Source organism: Albidovulum sediminicola (assembly GCF_025751575.1).
GTDB lineage: Bacteria > Pseudomonadota > Alphaproteobacteria > Rhodobacterales > Rhodobacteraceae > Albidovulum > Albidovulum sediminicola.
The window spans coordinates 298,473-314,278 of the sequence record NZ_JAOWLA010000002.1; the positions used below are offsets into that span (position 1 = coordinate 298,473).

Consider the following 15,806-nt stretch of genomic DNA (forward strand, 5'->3'; position numbering starts at 1 on the left):
CTGTCGTCCCTTTCAGTGCCTGTCGGCGCCGCTGAGCGTGCAGTCGAGGCTTCTGAGAATGCCATCACGGATCCCGTAGATCAGACCGTGAAGCAGCGGGTACTCCCCCTTGCTCCAGGCCCGGCGAAGGATCGGCGTTTCGGCGACGCGGGCCACGCTTTCCAGCACGTTGAATTCCGCCAGCCGGTCGCGGCGCATCTCGACGTCCTCAATCGCAGACAACTCGTGGATGTGGCGTTTCGCAAGTCGCCGGATCGGCTCCAGCCAGTGGTCGGCGAGGCCGTGGGGCAGGTCCTCTTCCGTCGCGGCGCGGACGCCGCCGCAGCCATAGTGGCCGCAGACGATGATCTGACGGACCTTGAGCGCCTCCACCGCGAATTCGAGCACCGACAGAAGGTTCATGTCCGAAGAGTGCACGACATTCGCCACGTTTCGGTGAACGAAGACCTCGCCCGGGGCGAGGCCAGAGATCACATTGGCGGGCACGCGGCTGTCCGAACAGCCGATCCAGAGGAACTCGGGCGTCTGCTGCTCGGCAAGGCCGTCGAAGTAATCCGGCGCGGCGGCCCGGATCTGGGCCGACCACTTCCGGTTGCGATCCAGCAGCGCGTCGAGCACCTCGCCCATCTCATGCCGCCTTCAGGTCGATGCCGGTGACTTCGGCCGCCTCGGCCAGGGAAGCGACGAAGTCGCGCGCGGCGGTGGTCCAAGCGGCCTTGGCCAGCATTTCCCCGATGCGGGGGGCAACGGCCTCGAAGGGCAGGACCGCGCCTTCGGCCCGCGCGTCGAGGCGGATGACATGAAGCCCGTAGCGCGTCGCAACCGGCTCCGCCGCAAGCTCTCCCTCCGCCAGAGCGTTTAGCGCGGCCTCGAATTCGGGCACGGTATCGCCGGTGGCGATCTGGCCCAGACGCCCGCCGGCCTCGCGAGAAGGGCAGGCGGACAGTTCCCGCGCGAGCCGGTCGAAGTCGCGCGGCGCGCGCTTCAACTCGGCCAGCGCCACCTCGGCCTTGGCGCGTGCGGCGGCCAGCGCCTCGGTATCGCCCGGCCGGACCGGGAAGAGGATATGCGCCGCCTCGTAAAGCGTGGGTGCCCGCCAGCGGCCGGGATCGGCTTCATAGGCCGCGCGCACGTCCGCAGGTTCCGGGGCGGCGGGCAGGACTGCCATGTCGAGGAGTTGGCGCACCAGCGCCTCCTCCTCGGTCTCGGCCAAACTGCCTTCCGTCACCGGCGCGGGGGTGAGGCCGCGGCGGCGCGCCTCTTGCAGAAGCAGGGCGCGGACGGCCAGCGCCCGGCCCGCCGCACGCCAGGCCAGACCCGGCTTGCCCTTCGGTGCGGCGTGCATCTGCGCCTCGGCGGCGATGGCGGCGGCGGGGATGACCTCGCCGTTCACCGTGATGTCGTTCAGGAGCGGTCCCATCCTAGGCCCCGCGCTTCTTCGTGCGAACGATCTGGTAGCCCGGACGCCACAGGTAGCGGACCGGGGCCGAGAGCATGTGAACGAGACGGGTGAAGGGGAACAGCAGGAAGATCGTCAGCCCGAGAAACAGGTGCAGCTTGAAGAGCGGGTTCACATCCGCGATGTAGCTGGCCGCCTGGCCGTCGAAGGTGAAGATCCCGAAGGCCCAGGACATGAACTTCGTCATCTCGTGCCCGTCGAGGTGCTGGAGGGAGACGAAGATCGTCAGCACGCCAAGCACAAGCTGCGCCAGCAGTAGCACCAGAATCCCGGTATCCGCGAAGGTTGAGGTCGCGCGGATGCGCGGGTCGGTCAGGCGGCGGTGAAGCAGCATCCCGCCCCCGGTCAGCGCCATGACCCCAGCGATGCCCCCGGCGATCACCGCCAGAAGCTGCTTCGCGCCATGACTGATGCCGAGCGCGTCGAAGACCTGGATCGGGGTCAGAAGCCCGATCAGGTGCCCGAAGAAGATCACCAGCACGCCGACATGGAAAAGGCTCGATCCGATCACAAGCTGCTTGCGCCGCAGCAGTTGCGAGGAGGACGACTTCCAGGTGAAGGGGTCGCGTTCATAGCGCGCGACCGATCCCAGCAGCAGCACCGAAAGCGCGATGTAGGGATAGGTTCCGAAGAAGAATTGATGCATCGTTAGCCCTCCTTCACTGGGGCACGCCGGCCGGCGCCGGGGTCCTTGGAATGTCCATCCGCGCGAGGATGTCGCGCGAAACGGGGCATCCCGCGTTGGGGTCCGGGGCGAAGGTCACCTGCGCCTCCTCATAGACCGCGTCGAGCGCGGCCAGGTCCTCGGGGTCGTCGTCGGCCTCGGACAGAAGCGCCTCTGCCTCGGGGCTGTCGGTTCCGGTCCCGGAGATCCGAACAAGCGCGGTCAGGACAGCGGCATAGGGCGTTTCACGCCGCGTCAGGCGTTCGGACAAGGCCGCGACGATGTGACCGGCGTCGGCCAGTAGCGCCGTCGCCTCGGCCACTGTCCGGGTCGAGAGGTATTCCAGCAGCACCGGCAGGTGGTCTGGAAGCTCGGGACCCGTCAGGTCGAAACCGCCCGCCCGGTAGGTCTCCAGCAGGTCCACCATCGCGCCGCCACGGTCGCGGCTTTCGCCGTGGATATGCTCGAAGAGGTTGAGCGAGAGCGTCCGCGAGCGGTCGAACAGGAGCACATAGCGCTCCTGCAGGTCATAGATGTCGCCGCTTTCCAGGTCCGAGAGCAGCGGTTCCAGCGCCGCGCGCTGGTCGCTGTTCAAGAGCCCCTCCTTGACCATCACCTCGCGGATCGCGGGGACCGCGGCCTGAAGGTCCGGGGAGGGGTAGGAGAGCAGCGCCGAAAGTGCCTTGAACGTCTTCATTTCCAGCCCTCCGCAGGGGTCACGAATTTGCGGCTGCCGAAGAGCTTGCCGCCCGAGGTGCCGGTCGAACAGCCGTTGCCGTCGGTAAAGCCGCAGCCGCCGCGCAGGTCGTAGGCGTCCTCCACCATTTCGCGGTGCGTCGTCGGGATGACGAAGCGATCCTCGTAATTGGCGATGGCCATGATCCGGTACATCTCGTCGATCTGATGGGGCGTGAGACCCACGCGATTTGCGACGCCAAGGTTCACGACCCCGTCCACCGTCTTCGACCGCATGTAAGAACGCATGGCGAGCATCCGTTCCAGCGCCGAGACCACCGGCGCCTCGTCCCCCGCCGTCAGCATGTTGGCGAGGTAGCGCACCGGGATGCGGAGCGATTTCACGTCCGGCATGTCGTCCTGGCTCGCGATCTGGCCCGCGGCGGCGGCGTTCTGGATCGGCGACAACGGCGGGATGTACCACACCATCGGCAGCGTCCGGTATTCCGGGTGCAGCGGGAAGGCGATCTTCCACTCCATCGCCATCTTCCAGATCGGCGACTTGCGCGCGCTTTCGATCCAGTCCTCCGGCACGCCCTCGGCGCGCGCGGCCTCGATCACCTTCGGATCGTTGGGGTCGAGGAAGACGCCCAGCTGGGCGTCGTAAAGGTCCTTCTCCCCCGCGACCGAGGCCGCCTCCGCGATCTTGTCGGCGTCATAAAGCATCACGCCGATGTAACGGATGCGCCCGACGCAGGTTTCCGAACAGACCGTGGGCATCCCGCTTTCCAGACGCGGATAGCAGAGCGTGCACTTCTCCGACTTGCCCGAAGACCAGTTGTAGTAGATCTTCTTGTAGGGGCAGCCGGACACGCACATGCGCCAGCCGCGGCACTTTTCCTGGTCGATCAGGACGACCCCGTCCTCTTCGCGCTTGTAGATCGCACCCGAGGGGCAGGAGGCCGCGCAGGCCGGGTTCAGGCAGTGTTCGCAAAGCCGGGGCAGATACATCATGAACGTATTTTCATACTGTCCGTAGATGTCCTTCTGGATGCCCTCGAAGTTGTAATCCTTGGAGCGTTTCGAGAATTCGCCGCCCAGGATCTCTTCCCAGTTCGGGCCCCACTCGATCTTCTCCATCCGCTCGCCCGAGACCTTGGAGCGCGGGCGCGCGGTGGGGAAGGCCTCCATCTCGGGGGCCGATTTCAGGTGGTCGTAGTCGAAGTCGAAGGGCTCGTAGAAGTCGTCGATCTCTGGCAGGTCGGGGTTGGCGAAGATGTTCGCCAGGATCCGCCATTTGCCGCCCTGCTTCGGGCGAAGGCCGCCCGAGCGCGTGCGTTCCCAGCCGCCGTTCCAGCGCTTCTGGTTTTCCCAGTCCTTCGGATAACCGATGCCAGGCTTGGTCTCGACGTTGTTGAACCAGGCGTATTCGACGCCGTCGCGGCTGGTCCAGACGTTCTTGCAGGTGACAGAGCAGGTGTGACACCCGATGCATTTATCGAGGTTCAGCACCATGCCGATTTGCGCACGGACTTTCATTCCGCTGCCTCCGTTCTTGCTGCGGGCCGGTCGAGCCAGTCGACCTTTTCCATCTTGCGCACGACCACGAGTTCATCGCGGTTGGAGCCGACGGTGCCGTAGTAGTTGAAGCCATAGCTCTGCTGGGCATAGCCGCCGATCATGTGCGTGGGCTTGACGACCGCGCGGGTGACGGAGTTGTGGATGCCACCCCGCTTGCCGGTGATCTGCGATCCCGGCGTGTTCACGATCTTTTCCTGCGCATGGTACATGAAGAGCGTGCCATCCTTCATCCGCTGGCTGACGACCGCGCGGGCGGTCAGCACGCCGTTGGAGTTGAAGACCTCCACCCAGTCGTTGTCCACGATCCCGGCCACGGCCGCGTCGTTCTCGGAGATCCAGACCACCGGGCCGCCTCTGTTCAGCGTGAGCATCAAGAGGTTGTCGGAGTAGGTCGAGTGGATGCCCCATTTCTGGTGCGGCGTGATGAAGTTCAGCACGACGTGCTTTTCATTCGCGCCAAGCGCGCGGGTGGCCGAGGCGGTGATGGTCTTGAGGTCCACCGGCGGGCGCCAGGTCACGAAGAATTCGCCGAAGGCCTGCATCCATTGGTGGTCCTGGTAAAGCTGCTGGCGGCCGGAAACGGTGCGCCAGGGGATCAGCTCATGCACGTTGGTCCAGCCGGCGTTGTAGCAGACCTCCTCGCTCTCGATGCCCGACCAGGTCGGGGAGGAGATGATCTTGCGCGGCTGGGCGGCGATGTCGCGGAAGCGGATCTTCTCGTCTTCCTTGACTTCGGCCAGGTGGGCGTGTTCGCGCCCCGTGGCCTTCGACAGCGCGTTCCAGGCCTTGACGGCGACCTCGCCGTTGGTTTCCGGCGCCAGCATCAGGATGACCTCGGCCGCGTCAATGGCGGTCTCGATCTTCGCCATGCCCTGCGTCGGACCTTCGCGATGGGTGCCGTTCAGGTCCTTGAGGTGATGGACCTCGTCCTTGGTGTCCCAGGCGATGCCCTTGCCGCCGTTGCCGACCTTTTCCATCAGCGGGCCAAGGGCGGTGAAGCGGGCATAAAGGTTGGGGTAGTCCCGTTCCACGGCGATGTAGTTCGGCGCGGTCTTGCCCGGGATCAGGTCGCATTCGCCCTTCTTCCAGTCCTTGACGCTCGGCTGCGCGATTTCCATCGGGCTGTCGTGCTGGAGCGGAAGCTGCACCACGTCGGTCTCGACCCCGAGGATCTCTGGCGCGACCTGAGAGAACTTCCGCGCGATGGCCTTGAAGATCTCCCAGTCCGTCTTCGACTCGTAGGCCGGGTCCACCGCCGCCTGAAGCGGGTGGATGAACGGGTGCATGTCCGAGGTGTTGAGGTCGTCCTTCTCGTACCAGCTGGCCGTCGGCAGCACGATGTCGGAATAGACCGCCGTCGTGGACATGCGGAAGTCGAGCGTCACCAAGAGGTCGAGCTTGCCCTCCGGCGCCTTGTCGTGCCAGCGCGCCTCGGCCGGCTTCTGGCGGCCTTCCTCGCCCAGGTCCTTGCCCAGGACCCCGTGATCGGTGCCCAAGAGGTGCTTGAGGAAATACTCATGCCCCTTGCCCGAGGAGCCGAGCAGGTTTGAGCGCCAGACAAAGAGGTTGCGCGGCCAGTTTTCCGGGGCGTCCGGGTCCTCGGCCGACATCTCCAGCGTTCCGGCCTTCAGCTGTTCGGCCACAAAGGCGGGAATGTCCTTGCCCGCCGCCTTTGCCGCGCGCCCCACTTCCAGCGGGTTGGTGCGCAATTGCGGCGCCGAGGGCAGCCAGCCCATCCGCTCGGCGCGGATGTTGTAGTCGATGAGGCTCAGGTCCTTCCAGTCGCCTTCGGGCGCCGTGGGCGACAGGATCTCGGACGAGGTCACGGTCTCATACCGCCACTGGTCGGTATGGGCGTACCAGGCCGAGGTGGAGTTCATGTGCCGCGGTGGGCGCGCCCAGTCGAGCGCGAAGGCCAACGCCGTCCAGCCGGTTTGCGGGCGCAGCTTTTCCTGGCCCACGTAATGCGCCCAGCCGCCGCCCGACTGACCCACGCAACCGCACATGACCAGCATGTTGATCGCGGCGCGGTAGTTCATGTCCATGTGGTACCAGTGGTTCATCGCCGCGCCGATGATGATCATCGACTTGCCGTTCGTCTTTTCGGCATTGGTGGCGAATTCCCGTGCGACCTGGATGATGCGGTCGCGCTGCACGCCGGTAATGCGTTCCGCCCAGGCGGGGGTGAAGGGCACGTCGGCGTTGTAGTCGGTCGCAACATGATCCCCGCCCAAGCCCCGGTCGAGGCTGTAGTTGGCGCAGAAAAGGTCGAAGACCGTGGCGACGTAGTGCTCCTGCCCGTCGGCGAGGGTGAGCTTGCGGACCGGCACGTTGCGGGTCAGCACCTCGCCCCGCGCATCATTAGCCCAGCCGTTCGTGGCCTGGCCGCCGAAATAGGGGAAGTCCACGCCCACCACATCGTCGCGGTCGGTGTCGAGGATGTTGCTCAGTTTCAGCGTCACATCCGCGCCGCCGGCGCTCTCCTCCAGGTTCCACTTGCCCTGTTCGCCCCAGCGGAAACCGATCGAGCCGTTCGGGACGACGACCTTGCCCGATTTCTCGTCAAGGGCGACGGTCTTCCAGTCGGGGTTGTTCGCCTGGCCGAGCGCGCCGTCGAAATCGGCGGCGCGAAGCTGGCGGCCGGGGATGAAGCCGTCGCCCTTGGGCTCAAGCTTCACCAGCATCGGCATGTCGGTGTACTTGCGGCAGTAGTCCTCGAAATAGGGCGCCTGACGGTCCAGGTGGTATTCGCGCAGGATCACATGGCCCATGGCCATCCCCAGCGCCGCGTCGGTCCCCTGCTTGGCGTTCAGCCAGATGTCGGAGAACTTCGCGGCCTCGGAATAGTCGGGGCTGACGACGGCGGACTTGGTGCCGCGATAGCGTGCTTCGGTGTAGAAATGCGCGTCCGGGGTCCGGGTCTGCGGCACGTTGGACCCCCAGAGGATCAGGAAGCCCGCGTTGTACCAATCGGCCGATTCCGGCACGTCGGTCTGTTCGCCCCAGGTCATGGGCGAGGCTGGCGGCAGGTCGCAATACCAATCGTAGAAGGACATGCAGGTGCCGCCCAGAAGGCTCAGGTAGCGCGAGCCCGCCGCGTAGCTGACCATCGACATCGCCGGGATGGGCGAGAAGCCGAAAACGCGGTCGGGACCGTAGGTCTTGGCCGTGTAGGCGTTGGCCGCCGCCACGATCTCCGTCACCTCGTCCCAGCTTGCGCGGACGAAGCCGCCCTTGCCGCGCGTGCGGGTGTAGTCGGCGCGCTTGGCCGGGTCGGCCTGGATCGCTTTCCAGGCCTCCACCGCCGACATCGTCCGGCGCAACTCGCGCCAGATCCGCATGAGCCGCCCCCGCACGAGCGGCGTCTTCACCCGGTTGGCCGAGTAGAGATACCAGCTGTAGGAGGCGCCGCGCGCGCATCCGCGCGGCTCGTGGTTGGGCAGATCGGCCCGCGTGCGCGGATAGTCGGTCTGCTGGGTTTCCCAGGTCACGATCCCGGACTTCACGTAGATCTTCCACGAACAGGACCCGGTGCAGTTCACCCCGTGGGTGGAGCGCACGATCTTGTCGTGGCGCCAGCGGTTCCGGTAGGTGTCCTCCCAGTCGCGGTTTTCGATCGTGGTCTGTCCGTGCCCGTCCGCAAAGGTATCCTTGCGGACGGATTTCAGGAAGTTCAGCCGGTCGAGAAGATGGCTCATCGTATTCTCCTTTCCTCTCAGGCTTGTGCCGGGGCGGCATGGACGCGGCCACGCTCGATGTCATGAAGGACGCCGCCCGGACGGGTGTAGTAGAACCAGGTCAGCACGAGGCAGATGGCGTAGAAGCCGAGGAACGCCCAGAGCGCCAGGAACGGTGCGCCCGTCATCGCGATCGAGGTGCCGTAGGCCTTCGGGATGAAGAAGGCGCCGTAGGCCGCGATGGCACTGGTGAAGGCGATGATCGCGGCGCTTTCACGCTCCGCCTGGCGGCGGCTCGCGGCGGCGTCGAGCGCGGGCATCAGCCGCGGGATCTCGTGCCCCATGATCGCGGGGATCATCTGGAAGGTGGAGGCGTTGCCGACGCCGGTCAGGAAGAACAGCGCCATGAAGCAGGCGAAGAAGCCCACGAAGCTGCCACCTGCGCCGTCGCTGGGCAGGAAGGTGATCACGCCGAAGACCGCCACGATCATGCCGAGGAAGGTCCAGAAGGTGACCCGGCCGCCACCCCAGCGGTCGCTGACCCAGCCCGTGCCCGCGCGGGACAGCGCGCCGACGAGGGGGCCAAGGAAGACGTATTGCAGGGCGTTGACCTCGGGGAACATGAGCTTGGTCAGGAGCGGGAAGCCGGCGGAGTAGCCGATGAAGCTACCGAAGGTCCCGGTGTAGAGCACGCACATGATCCAGTTGTGGAAGCGCGAGAAGATGATTGCCTGATCGCGGAACGAGGCCTTCGCCTCCGCGATGTCATTCATGCCGAGCCATGCGGCGATGGTCGCCACGATGATAAAGGGCACCCAGACGAAGCCCGCGTTCTGCATCCAAAGTTCGGCACCGTCCTTTGTCACCTGCGCGTCACCCCCCATGGCGCCAAAGACGCCCGCGGTGATGACGATCGGAACCAGGAACTGCATGACCGAGACGCCGAGGTTGCCAAGGCCCGCATTCAACGCAAGGGCGTTGCCCTTTTCGGCCTTGGGGAAGAAGTAGGCGATATTGGCCATGGAGGAGGCGAAGTTGCCGCCGCCAAGCCCGCAGAGAAGCGCCAGAACCATGAAGATCAGGTAGGGGGTTTCGGGGTTCTGCACGGCGTAGCCGATGCCAGCCGCCGGAAGCAGCAGCGAGGCAGTCGAAAGCGTCGTCCAGAGCCGCCCGCCGAAGATCGGGACCATGAAGCTGTAGAAGATCCTCAGCGTGGCGCCCGAAAGCCCCGGCAGCGCCGCCAGCCAGAAGAGTTGGCCGGGCGTGAAGTCGAAGCCGATGGCCGGAAGCCGGGCGACGACCATGGACCACACCATCCAGACCGAGAAGGCCAGGAGCAGCGCGGGGATCGAGATCCACAGGTTGCGGCGTGCGATGCGGCGCCCCTTTTCGGCCCAGAACGCGCGGTCCTCGGGGCGCCAGTCTTCGAGCATGTGCGCCATCTCGGTCGTGCCGGGGATGTGGATGTCCTGCAACTCGGGCAGGGCGGGGAGTTCGTCGAGCGATGCGCCATGGGCGGAACGTTCCATCGCGCGGATCGACAGGTGCATCCAGGTAAGCGCGATGGCAACGAGCACGAAGAGCAGCGCGAAGCAGCTGGTGTAGATGCCGGTCAGGTCAAGCAACGCGCCGAACATGATCGGCAGGATGAAGCCGCCAAGGCCGCCGATCATGCCGACCAGACCGCCGACCGCGCCGACGTGGCTGGGATAGTAGACAGGGATGTGCTTGTAGACCGCCGCCTTGCCGAGGCTCATGAAGAAGCCAAGGCCGAAGAGCGTCACGACGAAGGGCCAGCGCCCCATCTCGGTCGAGAAGTGGATCGGGCCTTCCTTGCCCTGGATGACGTAATCCGTGGGCGGGTAGGAGAGCATGAACAGGAACACGAGCGAGAAGAGGAAGGTCCAGTACATCACCGCCCGCGCGCCGAAGCGGTCCGACAGGTGCCCGCCATAGGCCCGGAACAGCGAGGCCGAGAGCGAGAACGCCGCCGCCGACATGCCGGCCGTGCGGACATCGACATGATAGACATCGATCAGGTAGTGCGGGGTCCAGAGCGCCAGCGCGACGAAGGCGCCGAAGACGAAGAAGTAGTAAAGCGAGAAGCGCCAGACCTGGAGCTTCTTCAGCGGTGCGAACTGCTCGGCCAGGCTCGGGGCGCTGACGCCTTTCCGGCGCCGCTCGACCAGTTCCGGATCGTCCTTGGCGAGGATGAAGAACAGGACGCCCATGATGGCGATGCCCGCCGCCCAGACCTGCGCGACGCCCTGCCAGCCATAGGCCACCATGACGAAGGGCGCGAGGAACTTGGTGACGGCGGCGCCGACGTTCCCGGCGCCGAAGATGCCAAGCGCGGTGCCCTGCTTGCCCGCGTCATACCAGCGCGACACATAGGCCACGCCGATGATGAACGAGCCGCCGGCAAGGCCGATCCCCAGCGCGGCGACAAGGTACATCGTGTAGGTATGCGCCAGCGTGAGTGCCCAGGTCGCGAGGCCCGTCAGGATCATCTGGGACGAAAACACCAGCTTGCCGCCGTATTTCTCGGTCCAGACGCCAAGGATCAGGCGGGTGAGAGAGCCGGTCAGGATCGGTGTTGCGACCAGTAGGCCGAACTCGAATTCGCTGAGGCCAAGCTCCTTCTTGATGGCCACACCGATGATGGAAAAGATCGTCCAGACCGCAAAGCAGACCGTGAACGCGATGGTGCTAAGAGCGAGGGCGCGATTTTGGTCGCCCTTCGACACATGCAAGCCCTGAAGCATTGTCGCCTCCGTTTGAGACGCGCAGGCGGATCCCGCGCGATTGGCGGCACAGAACCATCGGTCCGCGCGGGGGAGGTTGATTCAGGTCAAGTTTTGAAATTTTACATATGAAAAACAATGATTTATGACTTATGTCATCTGAGGGGGGCAAAATCCCGGCCCGCCGGGATGAGAAGTTTTGGAACCTTGATCGACTTTTTTCAGCGTATGCCTTAACAATTATCAAGAACCGAAATTCGGACCCTTGCGATTCATGCGTAGCGCCGACCTCGAAGAGATTCGCTCCCTGCCGCTTTTTCGCGACATGGCGCCTGCGCATTTCGCGGAACTGACGCGGGGGGCCTACCACCAATCCTTTCCGCCCCAGGTCGACCTGATCGTCGAGGGGCGGCCCGCCGACTTCCTGCACGTCATCACCGACGGCGCGGTCGAGCTTTTCGCACGATGGAACGGCAGGGAAACCACCATGGCCGTGGTGCGACCCGTGTCCACCTTCATCCTCGCGGCCTGTATCAACGATGCGCCCTACCTGATGTCGGCCCGCACATTGGTGCCCTCGCGCGTTGCGTTGATCCCCGGCACGGACCTGCGTTCGGTCTTCGCCCGCGATCCGGCTTTCGCGCAGGCGATCGTGCGCGAACTCGCCGGGTCCTACCGGGGCGTCGTTCGGCACGCGAAGAACATCAAGCTCAGAAACTCGAAAGAACGGCTCGCAGCATTCCTGATTGCCGAATGCGAACGCAACGGCCGCAGCCGGACCTTCGCGCTGCCCTACGAAAAGCGCATCATCGCGTCCTACCTGGGCATGACCCCCGAAAACCTGTCGCGCGCGCTTAAGCAGCTTCGGGAGGATGGCGTCACCATCGACGGGGCGACCGTGGACCTTGCCGATTTCGACCGTCTCTGCGCGATCGCGCTGCCCGGACGGCTGATGGACCGCTAAGGGCGTCCGTCAGGTGTCCGCGTGAAGGCGGGCCAGCGCCGCCTCGCACATGCCGTAGGGTTCCCACTCACAGCCCTGGCAAAGGATCTTGAGGCGTCCGGGCGGGACATTGCGGCGGATGCGCGCCTTGGCCTCGCCCCAGGTCAGCCGCTCACGCGGCGCCAGCGCAAGCGCGGCCGCATGGGCGCGGTCCAGCACCTTGATCTTGTCCTGGCTGGCGCAGAGATTGCCGCGCCGCTTGGGGCAGGGGGCGCAGATATCGTCCGCGGCCCCCGTGACCTCGATCACCGTCGCATCACCGCCCTGCGCGCGCAGACGTCCCATGACGATCGCGGTCATGTTGGCGGTGAACGCCTCGGAATAGCCCTTGCCCTCGAAGCCGAGCGAGCAGAGGAAATGGTGGGGGCGGTAGCGGACGGGGCGCCCGCTCACTCCGCCGCCTTCATGGTGAAGCCCTTGGCGATCTGGTCCGAGGGCGCCACGGGATATTCGCCAGAGAAGCAGGCGTCGCAATATTGCGGGCACGAGGCGTCGCGCCCCTTGGCCTCACCCGCCGCGCGATAGAGCCCGTCGAGCGAGATGAACTTCAGGGAGTCGACGCCGATCCAGTCGCGCATCTCATCCTCGCTCATCGTCGCGGCCAGAAGCTTGTCGCGGTCCGGCGTATCGACCCCGTAGAAACAGGGCCAGGCGGTGGGGGGCGAGGCGATGCGGAAATGCACCTCCGCCGCGCCGGCATCGAGGATCATGTCCTTGATCTTGCGGCTGGTGGTCCCGCGCACCACCGAGTCGTCCACCAGGATCACGCGCTTGTCCTTGATCAGGGCGCGGTTGACGTTGAGCTTCAGGCGCACACCCATGTTGCGGATCTGCTCGGTCGGCTCGATAAAGGTGCGGCCCATGTACTGGTTGCGGATGATCCCCATGCCGTAGGGGATGCCGCTTTCGGCGGCAAAGCCGATCGCGGCGGGCGTGCCCGAATCCGGCACCGGGCAGACCAGATCGGCCTCGACCGGGCTTTCGCGGGCCAACTCGACCCCGATCTGGCGCCGCGTCTCATAGACCGAGCGTCCGCCGAGGATCGAGTCGGGGCGCGAGAAGTAGACATGTTCGAAGATGCAGAAACGCGACTTCGCGGGGTTGAAGGGGCGCGAGCTTGCGACCTGGCCCTTCGCGATCACGACCATCTCGCCCGGCTCGATCTCCCGCACGAATTCGGCGCCGATGATGTCGAGCGCGCAGGTCTCGGACGACAGCACGTAGCCGTCCTCGCCGATCCGGCCAAGGACCAGCGGGCGGACGCCCAGAGGGTCGCGCACGCCGATCAGCTTGGTGCGCGTCATCGCGATGACCGAAAACGCTCCCTCGACCGCGCGCAGGGCGTCCTTGATCCGCTCCGCCAGAGACTTGTGGATCGAATGCGCCATCAGGTGGATGATGCATTCGCTGTCAGAGGAGGACTGGAAGATCGCGCCCCGGTCGATCAGGTCGCGGCGCAGCGCCGCCGCGTTGGTCAGGTTGCCGTTGTGCGCGATCGCCGCGCCGCCCATGGAGAACTCTCCGAAGAAGGGCTGCACGTCGCGGATCGCGGTGTGACCCTTGGAGCCTGCGGTGGAATAGCGCACATGACCGATGGCAAGGCTGCCGGGCAGCATCTGCATCACGTCGGCCTTGGTGAAGTTGTCGCGGATGTAGCCGAAGCGGCGGGCGTTGTTGAAGCCTTCGCGCTCGTCATAGGCGACGATGCCGCCGGCTTCTTGTCCGCGATGTTGCAGGGCGTGCAGGCCAAGGGCCACGAAGTTCGCCGCGTCGGGAACGCCGATCACGCCGAAAACGCCGCACTCCTCCTTCAGCTTGTCGTCGTCGAAGGGGTGGGCAAGGTAGCGTGTCATCGGGGGGGCTCCGAATCCGGGTTCCGAACGGCCCCTCCTTTAGTGGGATGGAGCGCCGCTGTCACGCCCTCCATCCTCACTTTTATGAAACTGTCAGCCGCCGGAGGCCGGGGCGGTCAGCGTCTTGGCGCCGGTATCGGACTGCGGCGCATCGGTGGAACCGTCGGGCGCGGGGCAGCTTTTCACCAGTTCTTCGTATTTCTGCACGACCCAGCCCGGCGCGTCGGTGGGCATCTGTTCGTTCAGCCGCGCCTCGAAGTCCTGGAAAACCTGGGCCGAACGGGAATTGTCCACGACCGGAAGCGTCGAACCCGCAAGCGCGCGTTCGTAGACCAGGAAGGCCACCGCGATCAGCACGATCCCGCGCAGCGCGCCGAAGAGAAACCCGAGCGCCTGGTCAATCCCGCCGATCGCCGAGCGTTGCACCGCAGAGGCGAACAACGGAATGAAGATGGAGGCGACGACAAGCGTCAGCGCGAGGACGACCGCGAAGGAGGCGATCATCGACAGTTCGCAGCTGTCGCCCAGGAAACGGTCAAGAACCGGGATCTGCTGGATCAGCGGCTGCGCCTGGGGCGCGAAGACGAAGGCCGCGAAAGCCGCAGCGATCCACCCCCCGATGGCCAGCGCCTCGCGGACGAAGCCGCGGCTGTAGGCAAGCACCGCCGACAGCAGGATGATGACACCGACCCCGGCGTCGACGATGGTGAAGCCTTGCATGCTCGTTCTCCTGTCCTAACCTGCGCCGAACATTTCGCCGACAAAGGTCACGAGATCGGGCATCTTGCGCACCCTCATCCCGCTACCGTTGGCCTCGGACTTGGAATTTTCCGGGGCTACCGCGCCTGAGAAACCAAGTTTTTGCGCCTCTTTCAACCTGTTTTCGGTCTGGGCCACGGGTCTGAGCGCCCCTGACAGGCTGATTTCCCCGAAAATCACCATGTCGGGCGGGATCGCCACGTCCTCGCGCGCCGAAAGAAGGGCGGCCGCGATCGCAAGATCCGCGGCCGGTTCCGAGATCCGCATGCCGCCCGCGACGTTCAGAAAAACGTCGAGCCCGGCGAAGGGGATGCCGCAGCGCGCCTCCAGCACCGCGAGAATCGTCGAGAGCCGGCCCGAGTCGACGCCGACGACCGTGCGCCGTGGCGTGCCAAGCGGCGAGGGCGCGACCAGGGCCTGAACCTCGGTCAGGACCGGGCGCGTCCCCTCGATCCCGGCAAAGACCGCCGATCCCGGTGCGGGTTGCCCGCGTTCGGACAGGAACAGGGCGGAGGGATTGGCCACCTCAGAGAGGCCCGCGCCCGTCATCTCGAACACCCCGATCTCATCGGCGGGGCCAAAGCGGTTCTTGACCGCGCGCAGGATGCGGAACTGGTGGCCGCGCTCGCCTTCGAAGTAAAGCACGGTATCGACCATGTGCTCGACGACGCGGGGACCGGCGATCTGCCCCTCCTTGGTGACGTGGCCGACAAGGATAACCGCGGTGCCGCGGGTCTTGGCAAAGGTCACCAGTTCATGCGCCGCCGCGCGCACCTGCGCCACGGAGCCGGGTGCGCTTTCGACGGTGTCGAGCCACATGGTCTGGATCGAATCGATGATCGCAAGGTCCGGGCGTTCGGCGTCGAGCGTCGTCAGGATATCGCGCAGGTTGGTTTCGGCGCCGAGCCTTACCGGCGCTTCGGCGAGGCCAAGACGCTGCGCCCGCATGCGGACCTGCGCGCTGGCTTCCTCTCCGGAAATATAAAGCGTCTTCAGTCCTTTGCGGGCGTAACTTGCGGTCGCCTGAAGCAGCAGCGTGGACTTGCCGATGCCGGGATCGCCGCCCACCAGGATGGCGGAGGCCGGGACGAGCCCGCCGCCAAGCACGCGGTCGAATTCCTCAAGCCCGCTGGCGCGGCGGGGCAAGGGAGCGTCCTGCGCCGCCAGCGTGGTCAGTTCGACAGTGCGACCCCGCGCAGCCCCAAGGGCGCGCGCGCCGGGGCCCGCGGAGAGCGGCGCCTCCTCGGCGATGGAGTTCCAGGCGCCGCAGGCATCGCAGCGGCCCGCCCATTTGCGGTGGACTGCGCCGCAGGCGCTACAGACGAAGCGTGATAGATCCTTGGCCATGGCCCTTCCTGCCCGAAGGTCGGGGGCGTGGCAAGCGCGCTTGG

At 65.7% G+C, this 15,806-nt stretch carries 12 protein-coding genes; 1 reads left to right on the forward strand and 11 read right to left on the reverse strand.

The genetic code is table 11. The annotated features are described in order from the left end of the window. Nucleotides 1-12: 12 nt before the first annotated feature. Genes OE647_RS03440 through OE647_RS03470 form a run of 7 tightly spaced genes read right to left on the reverse strand, consistent with a single transcriptional unit; the run spans nt 13 to nt 10,821 of the window. Nucleotides 13-627, reverse strand: a complete 615-nt coding sequence (locus OE647_RS03440; RefSeq protein WP_263720254.1) for a carbonic anhydrase — start codon at nt 625-627, stop codon at nt 13-15. 1 nt (nt 628) lies between these two features. Beyond that, nucleotides 629-1,420, reverse strand: a complete 792-nt coding sequence (locus OE647_RS03445; protein WP_263720256.1) for a peptidylprolyl isomerase — start codon at nt 1,418-1,420, stop codon at nt 629-631. A gap of 1 nt (nt 1,421) precedes the next feature. After that, nucleotides 1,422-2,105, reverse strand: a complete 684-nt coding sequence (gene narI / locus OE647_RS03450; protein WP_263720257.1) for a respiratory nitrate reductase subunit gamma — start codon at nt 2,103-2,105, stop codon at nt 1,422-1,424. Between the two features lie 13 nt (nt 2,106-2,118). After that, nucleotides 2,119-2,820, reverse strand: coding sequence for a nitrate reductase molybdenum cofactor assembly chaperone (narJ, locus tag OE647_RS03455; RefSeq protein ID WP_263720258.1), 702 nt, complete (start codon nt 2,818-2,820; stop codon nt 2,119-2,121). Then, on the reverse strand, nt 2,817-4,337 hold the full coding sequence (gene narH / locus OE647_RS03460) for a nitrate reductase subunit beta (protein ID WP_263720259.1): 1,521 nt from the start codon (nt 4,335-4,337) through the stop codon (nt 2,817-2,819). The genes narJ and narH overlap by 4 nt, the downstream gene beginning before the upstream one ends. Beyond that, a complete protein-coding gene (locus OE647_RS03465) occupies nt 4,334-8,077 on the reverse strand; it encodes a nitrate reductase subunit alpha (protein ID WP_263720260.1) in 3,744 nt (1,247 codons plus the stop codon). The genes narH and OE647_RS03465 overlap by 4 nt, the downstream gene beginning before the upstream one ends. Before the next feature lie 17 nt (nt 8,078-8,094). Further along, nucleotides 8,095-10,821: a nitrate/nitrite transporter gene (locus OE647_RS03470; protein WP_263720261.1), complete on the reverse strand. Its 2,727-nt coding sequence runs from the start codon at nt 10,819-10,821 to the stop codon at nt 8,095-8,097. Between the two features lie 253 nt (nt 10,822-11,074). Between OE647_RS03470 and OE647_RS03475 the strand changes: the two genes are divergently transcribed. After that, the gene (locus OE647_RS03475) at nt 11,075-11,764 is read left to right on the forward strand and encodes a helix-turn-helix domain-containing protein (RefSeq protein ID WP_263720262.1); all 690 of its coding nucleotides are present in this window, start codon (nt 11,075-11,077) and stop codon (nt 11,762-11,764) included. A gap of 9 nt (nt 11,765-11,773) precedes the next feature. Here OE647_RS03475 and OE647_RS03480 read toward each other — a convergent pair whose 3' ends face one another. From OE647_RS03480 to radA, 4 genes are all read right to left on the reverse strand, one after another. Beyond that, nucleotides 11,774-12,196 carry a DUF1284 domain-containing protein gene (locus OE647_RS03480; protein ID WP_263720263.1) on the reverse strand — a complete coding sequence of 141 codons (423 nt, stop codon included), beginning with the start codon at nt 12,194-12,196 and terminating at the stop codon, nt 11,774-11,776. Then, nucleotides 12,193-13,656 (reverse strand): amidophosphoribosyltransferase, encoded by a 1,464-nt coding sequence (gene purF, locus OE647_RS03485; RefSeq protein ID WP_263720264.1) that lies wholly within the window; start codon nt 13,654-13,656, stop codon nt 12,193-12,195. The genes OE647_RS03480 and purF overlap by 4 nt, the downstream gene beginning before the upstream one ends. Nucleotides 13,657-13,749: 93 nt before the next feature. Then, entirely contained in the window at nt 13,750-14,376 is a 627-nt protein-coding gene (locus OE647_RS03490; protein WP_263720265.1) for a CvpA family protein, read from the reverse strand. A 15-nt stretch (nt 14,377-14,391) separates the two neighbouring features. Next, nucleotides 14,392-15,762: a DNA repair protein RadA gene (radA, locus tag OE647_RS03495; RefSeq protein ID WP_263720266.1), complete on the reverse strand. Its 1,371-nt coding sequence runs from the start codon at nt 15,760-15,762 to the stop codon at nt 14,392-14,394. Nucleotides 15,763-15,806: the final 44 nt, after the last annotated feature.

What these genes read in the sequence shown, in the direction of transcription:
- OE647_RS03445 (WP_263720256.1), bottom strand. Translation starts at nt 1,420, where the DNA reads ATGGGACCGCTCCTGAACGACATCACGGTGAACGGCGAGGTCATCCCC.
- OE647_RS03470 (WP_263720261.1), bottom strand. Translation starts at nt 10,821, where the DNA reads ATGCTTCAGGGCTTGCATGTGTCGAAGGGCGACCAAAATCGCGCCCTC.
- purF (WP_263720264.1), bottom strand. Translation starts at nt 13,656, where the DNA reads ATGACACGCTACCTTGCCCACCCCTTCGACGACGACAAGCTGAAGGAG.
- narI (WP_263720257.1), bottom strand. Translation starts at nt 2,105, where the DNA reads ATGCATCAATTCTTCTTCGGAACCTATCCCTACATCGCGCTTTCGGTG.
- OE647_RS03440 (WP_263720254.1), bottom strand. Translation starts at nt 627, where the DNA reads ATGGGCGAGGTGCTCGACGCGCTGCTGGATCGCAACCGGAAGTGGTCG.
- radA (WP_263720266.1), bottom strand. Translation starts at nt 15,762, where the DNA reads ATGGCCAAGGATCTATCACGCTTCGTCTGTAGCGCCTGCGGCGCAGTC.
- OE647_RS03475 (WP_263720262.1), top strand. Translation starts at nt 11,075, where the DNA reads ATGCGTAGCGCCGACCTCGAAGAGATTCGCTCCCTGCCGCTTTTTCGC.
- OE647_RS03465 (WP_263720260.1), bottom strand. Translation starts at nt 8,077, where the DNA reads ATGAGCCATCTTCTCGACCGGCTGAACTTCCTGAAATCCGTCCGCAAG.
- OE647_RS03490 (WP_263720265.1), bottom strand. Translation starts at nt 14,376, where the DNA reads ATGCAAGGCTTCACCATCGTCGACGCCGGGGTCGGTGTCATCATCCTG.
- narJ (WP_263720258.1), bottom strand. Translation starts at nt 2,820, where the DNA reads ATGAAGACGTTCAAGGCACTTTCGGCGCTGCTCTCCTACCCCTCCCCG.
- narH (WP_263720259.1), bottom strand. Translation starts at nt 4,337, where the DNA reads ATGAAAGTCCGTGCGCAAATCGGCATGGTGCTGAACCTCGATAAATGC.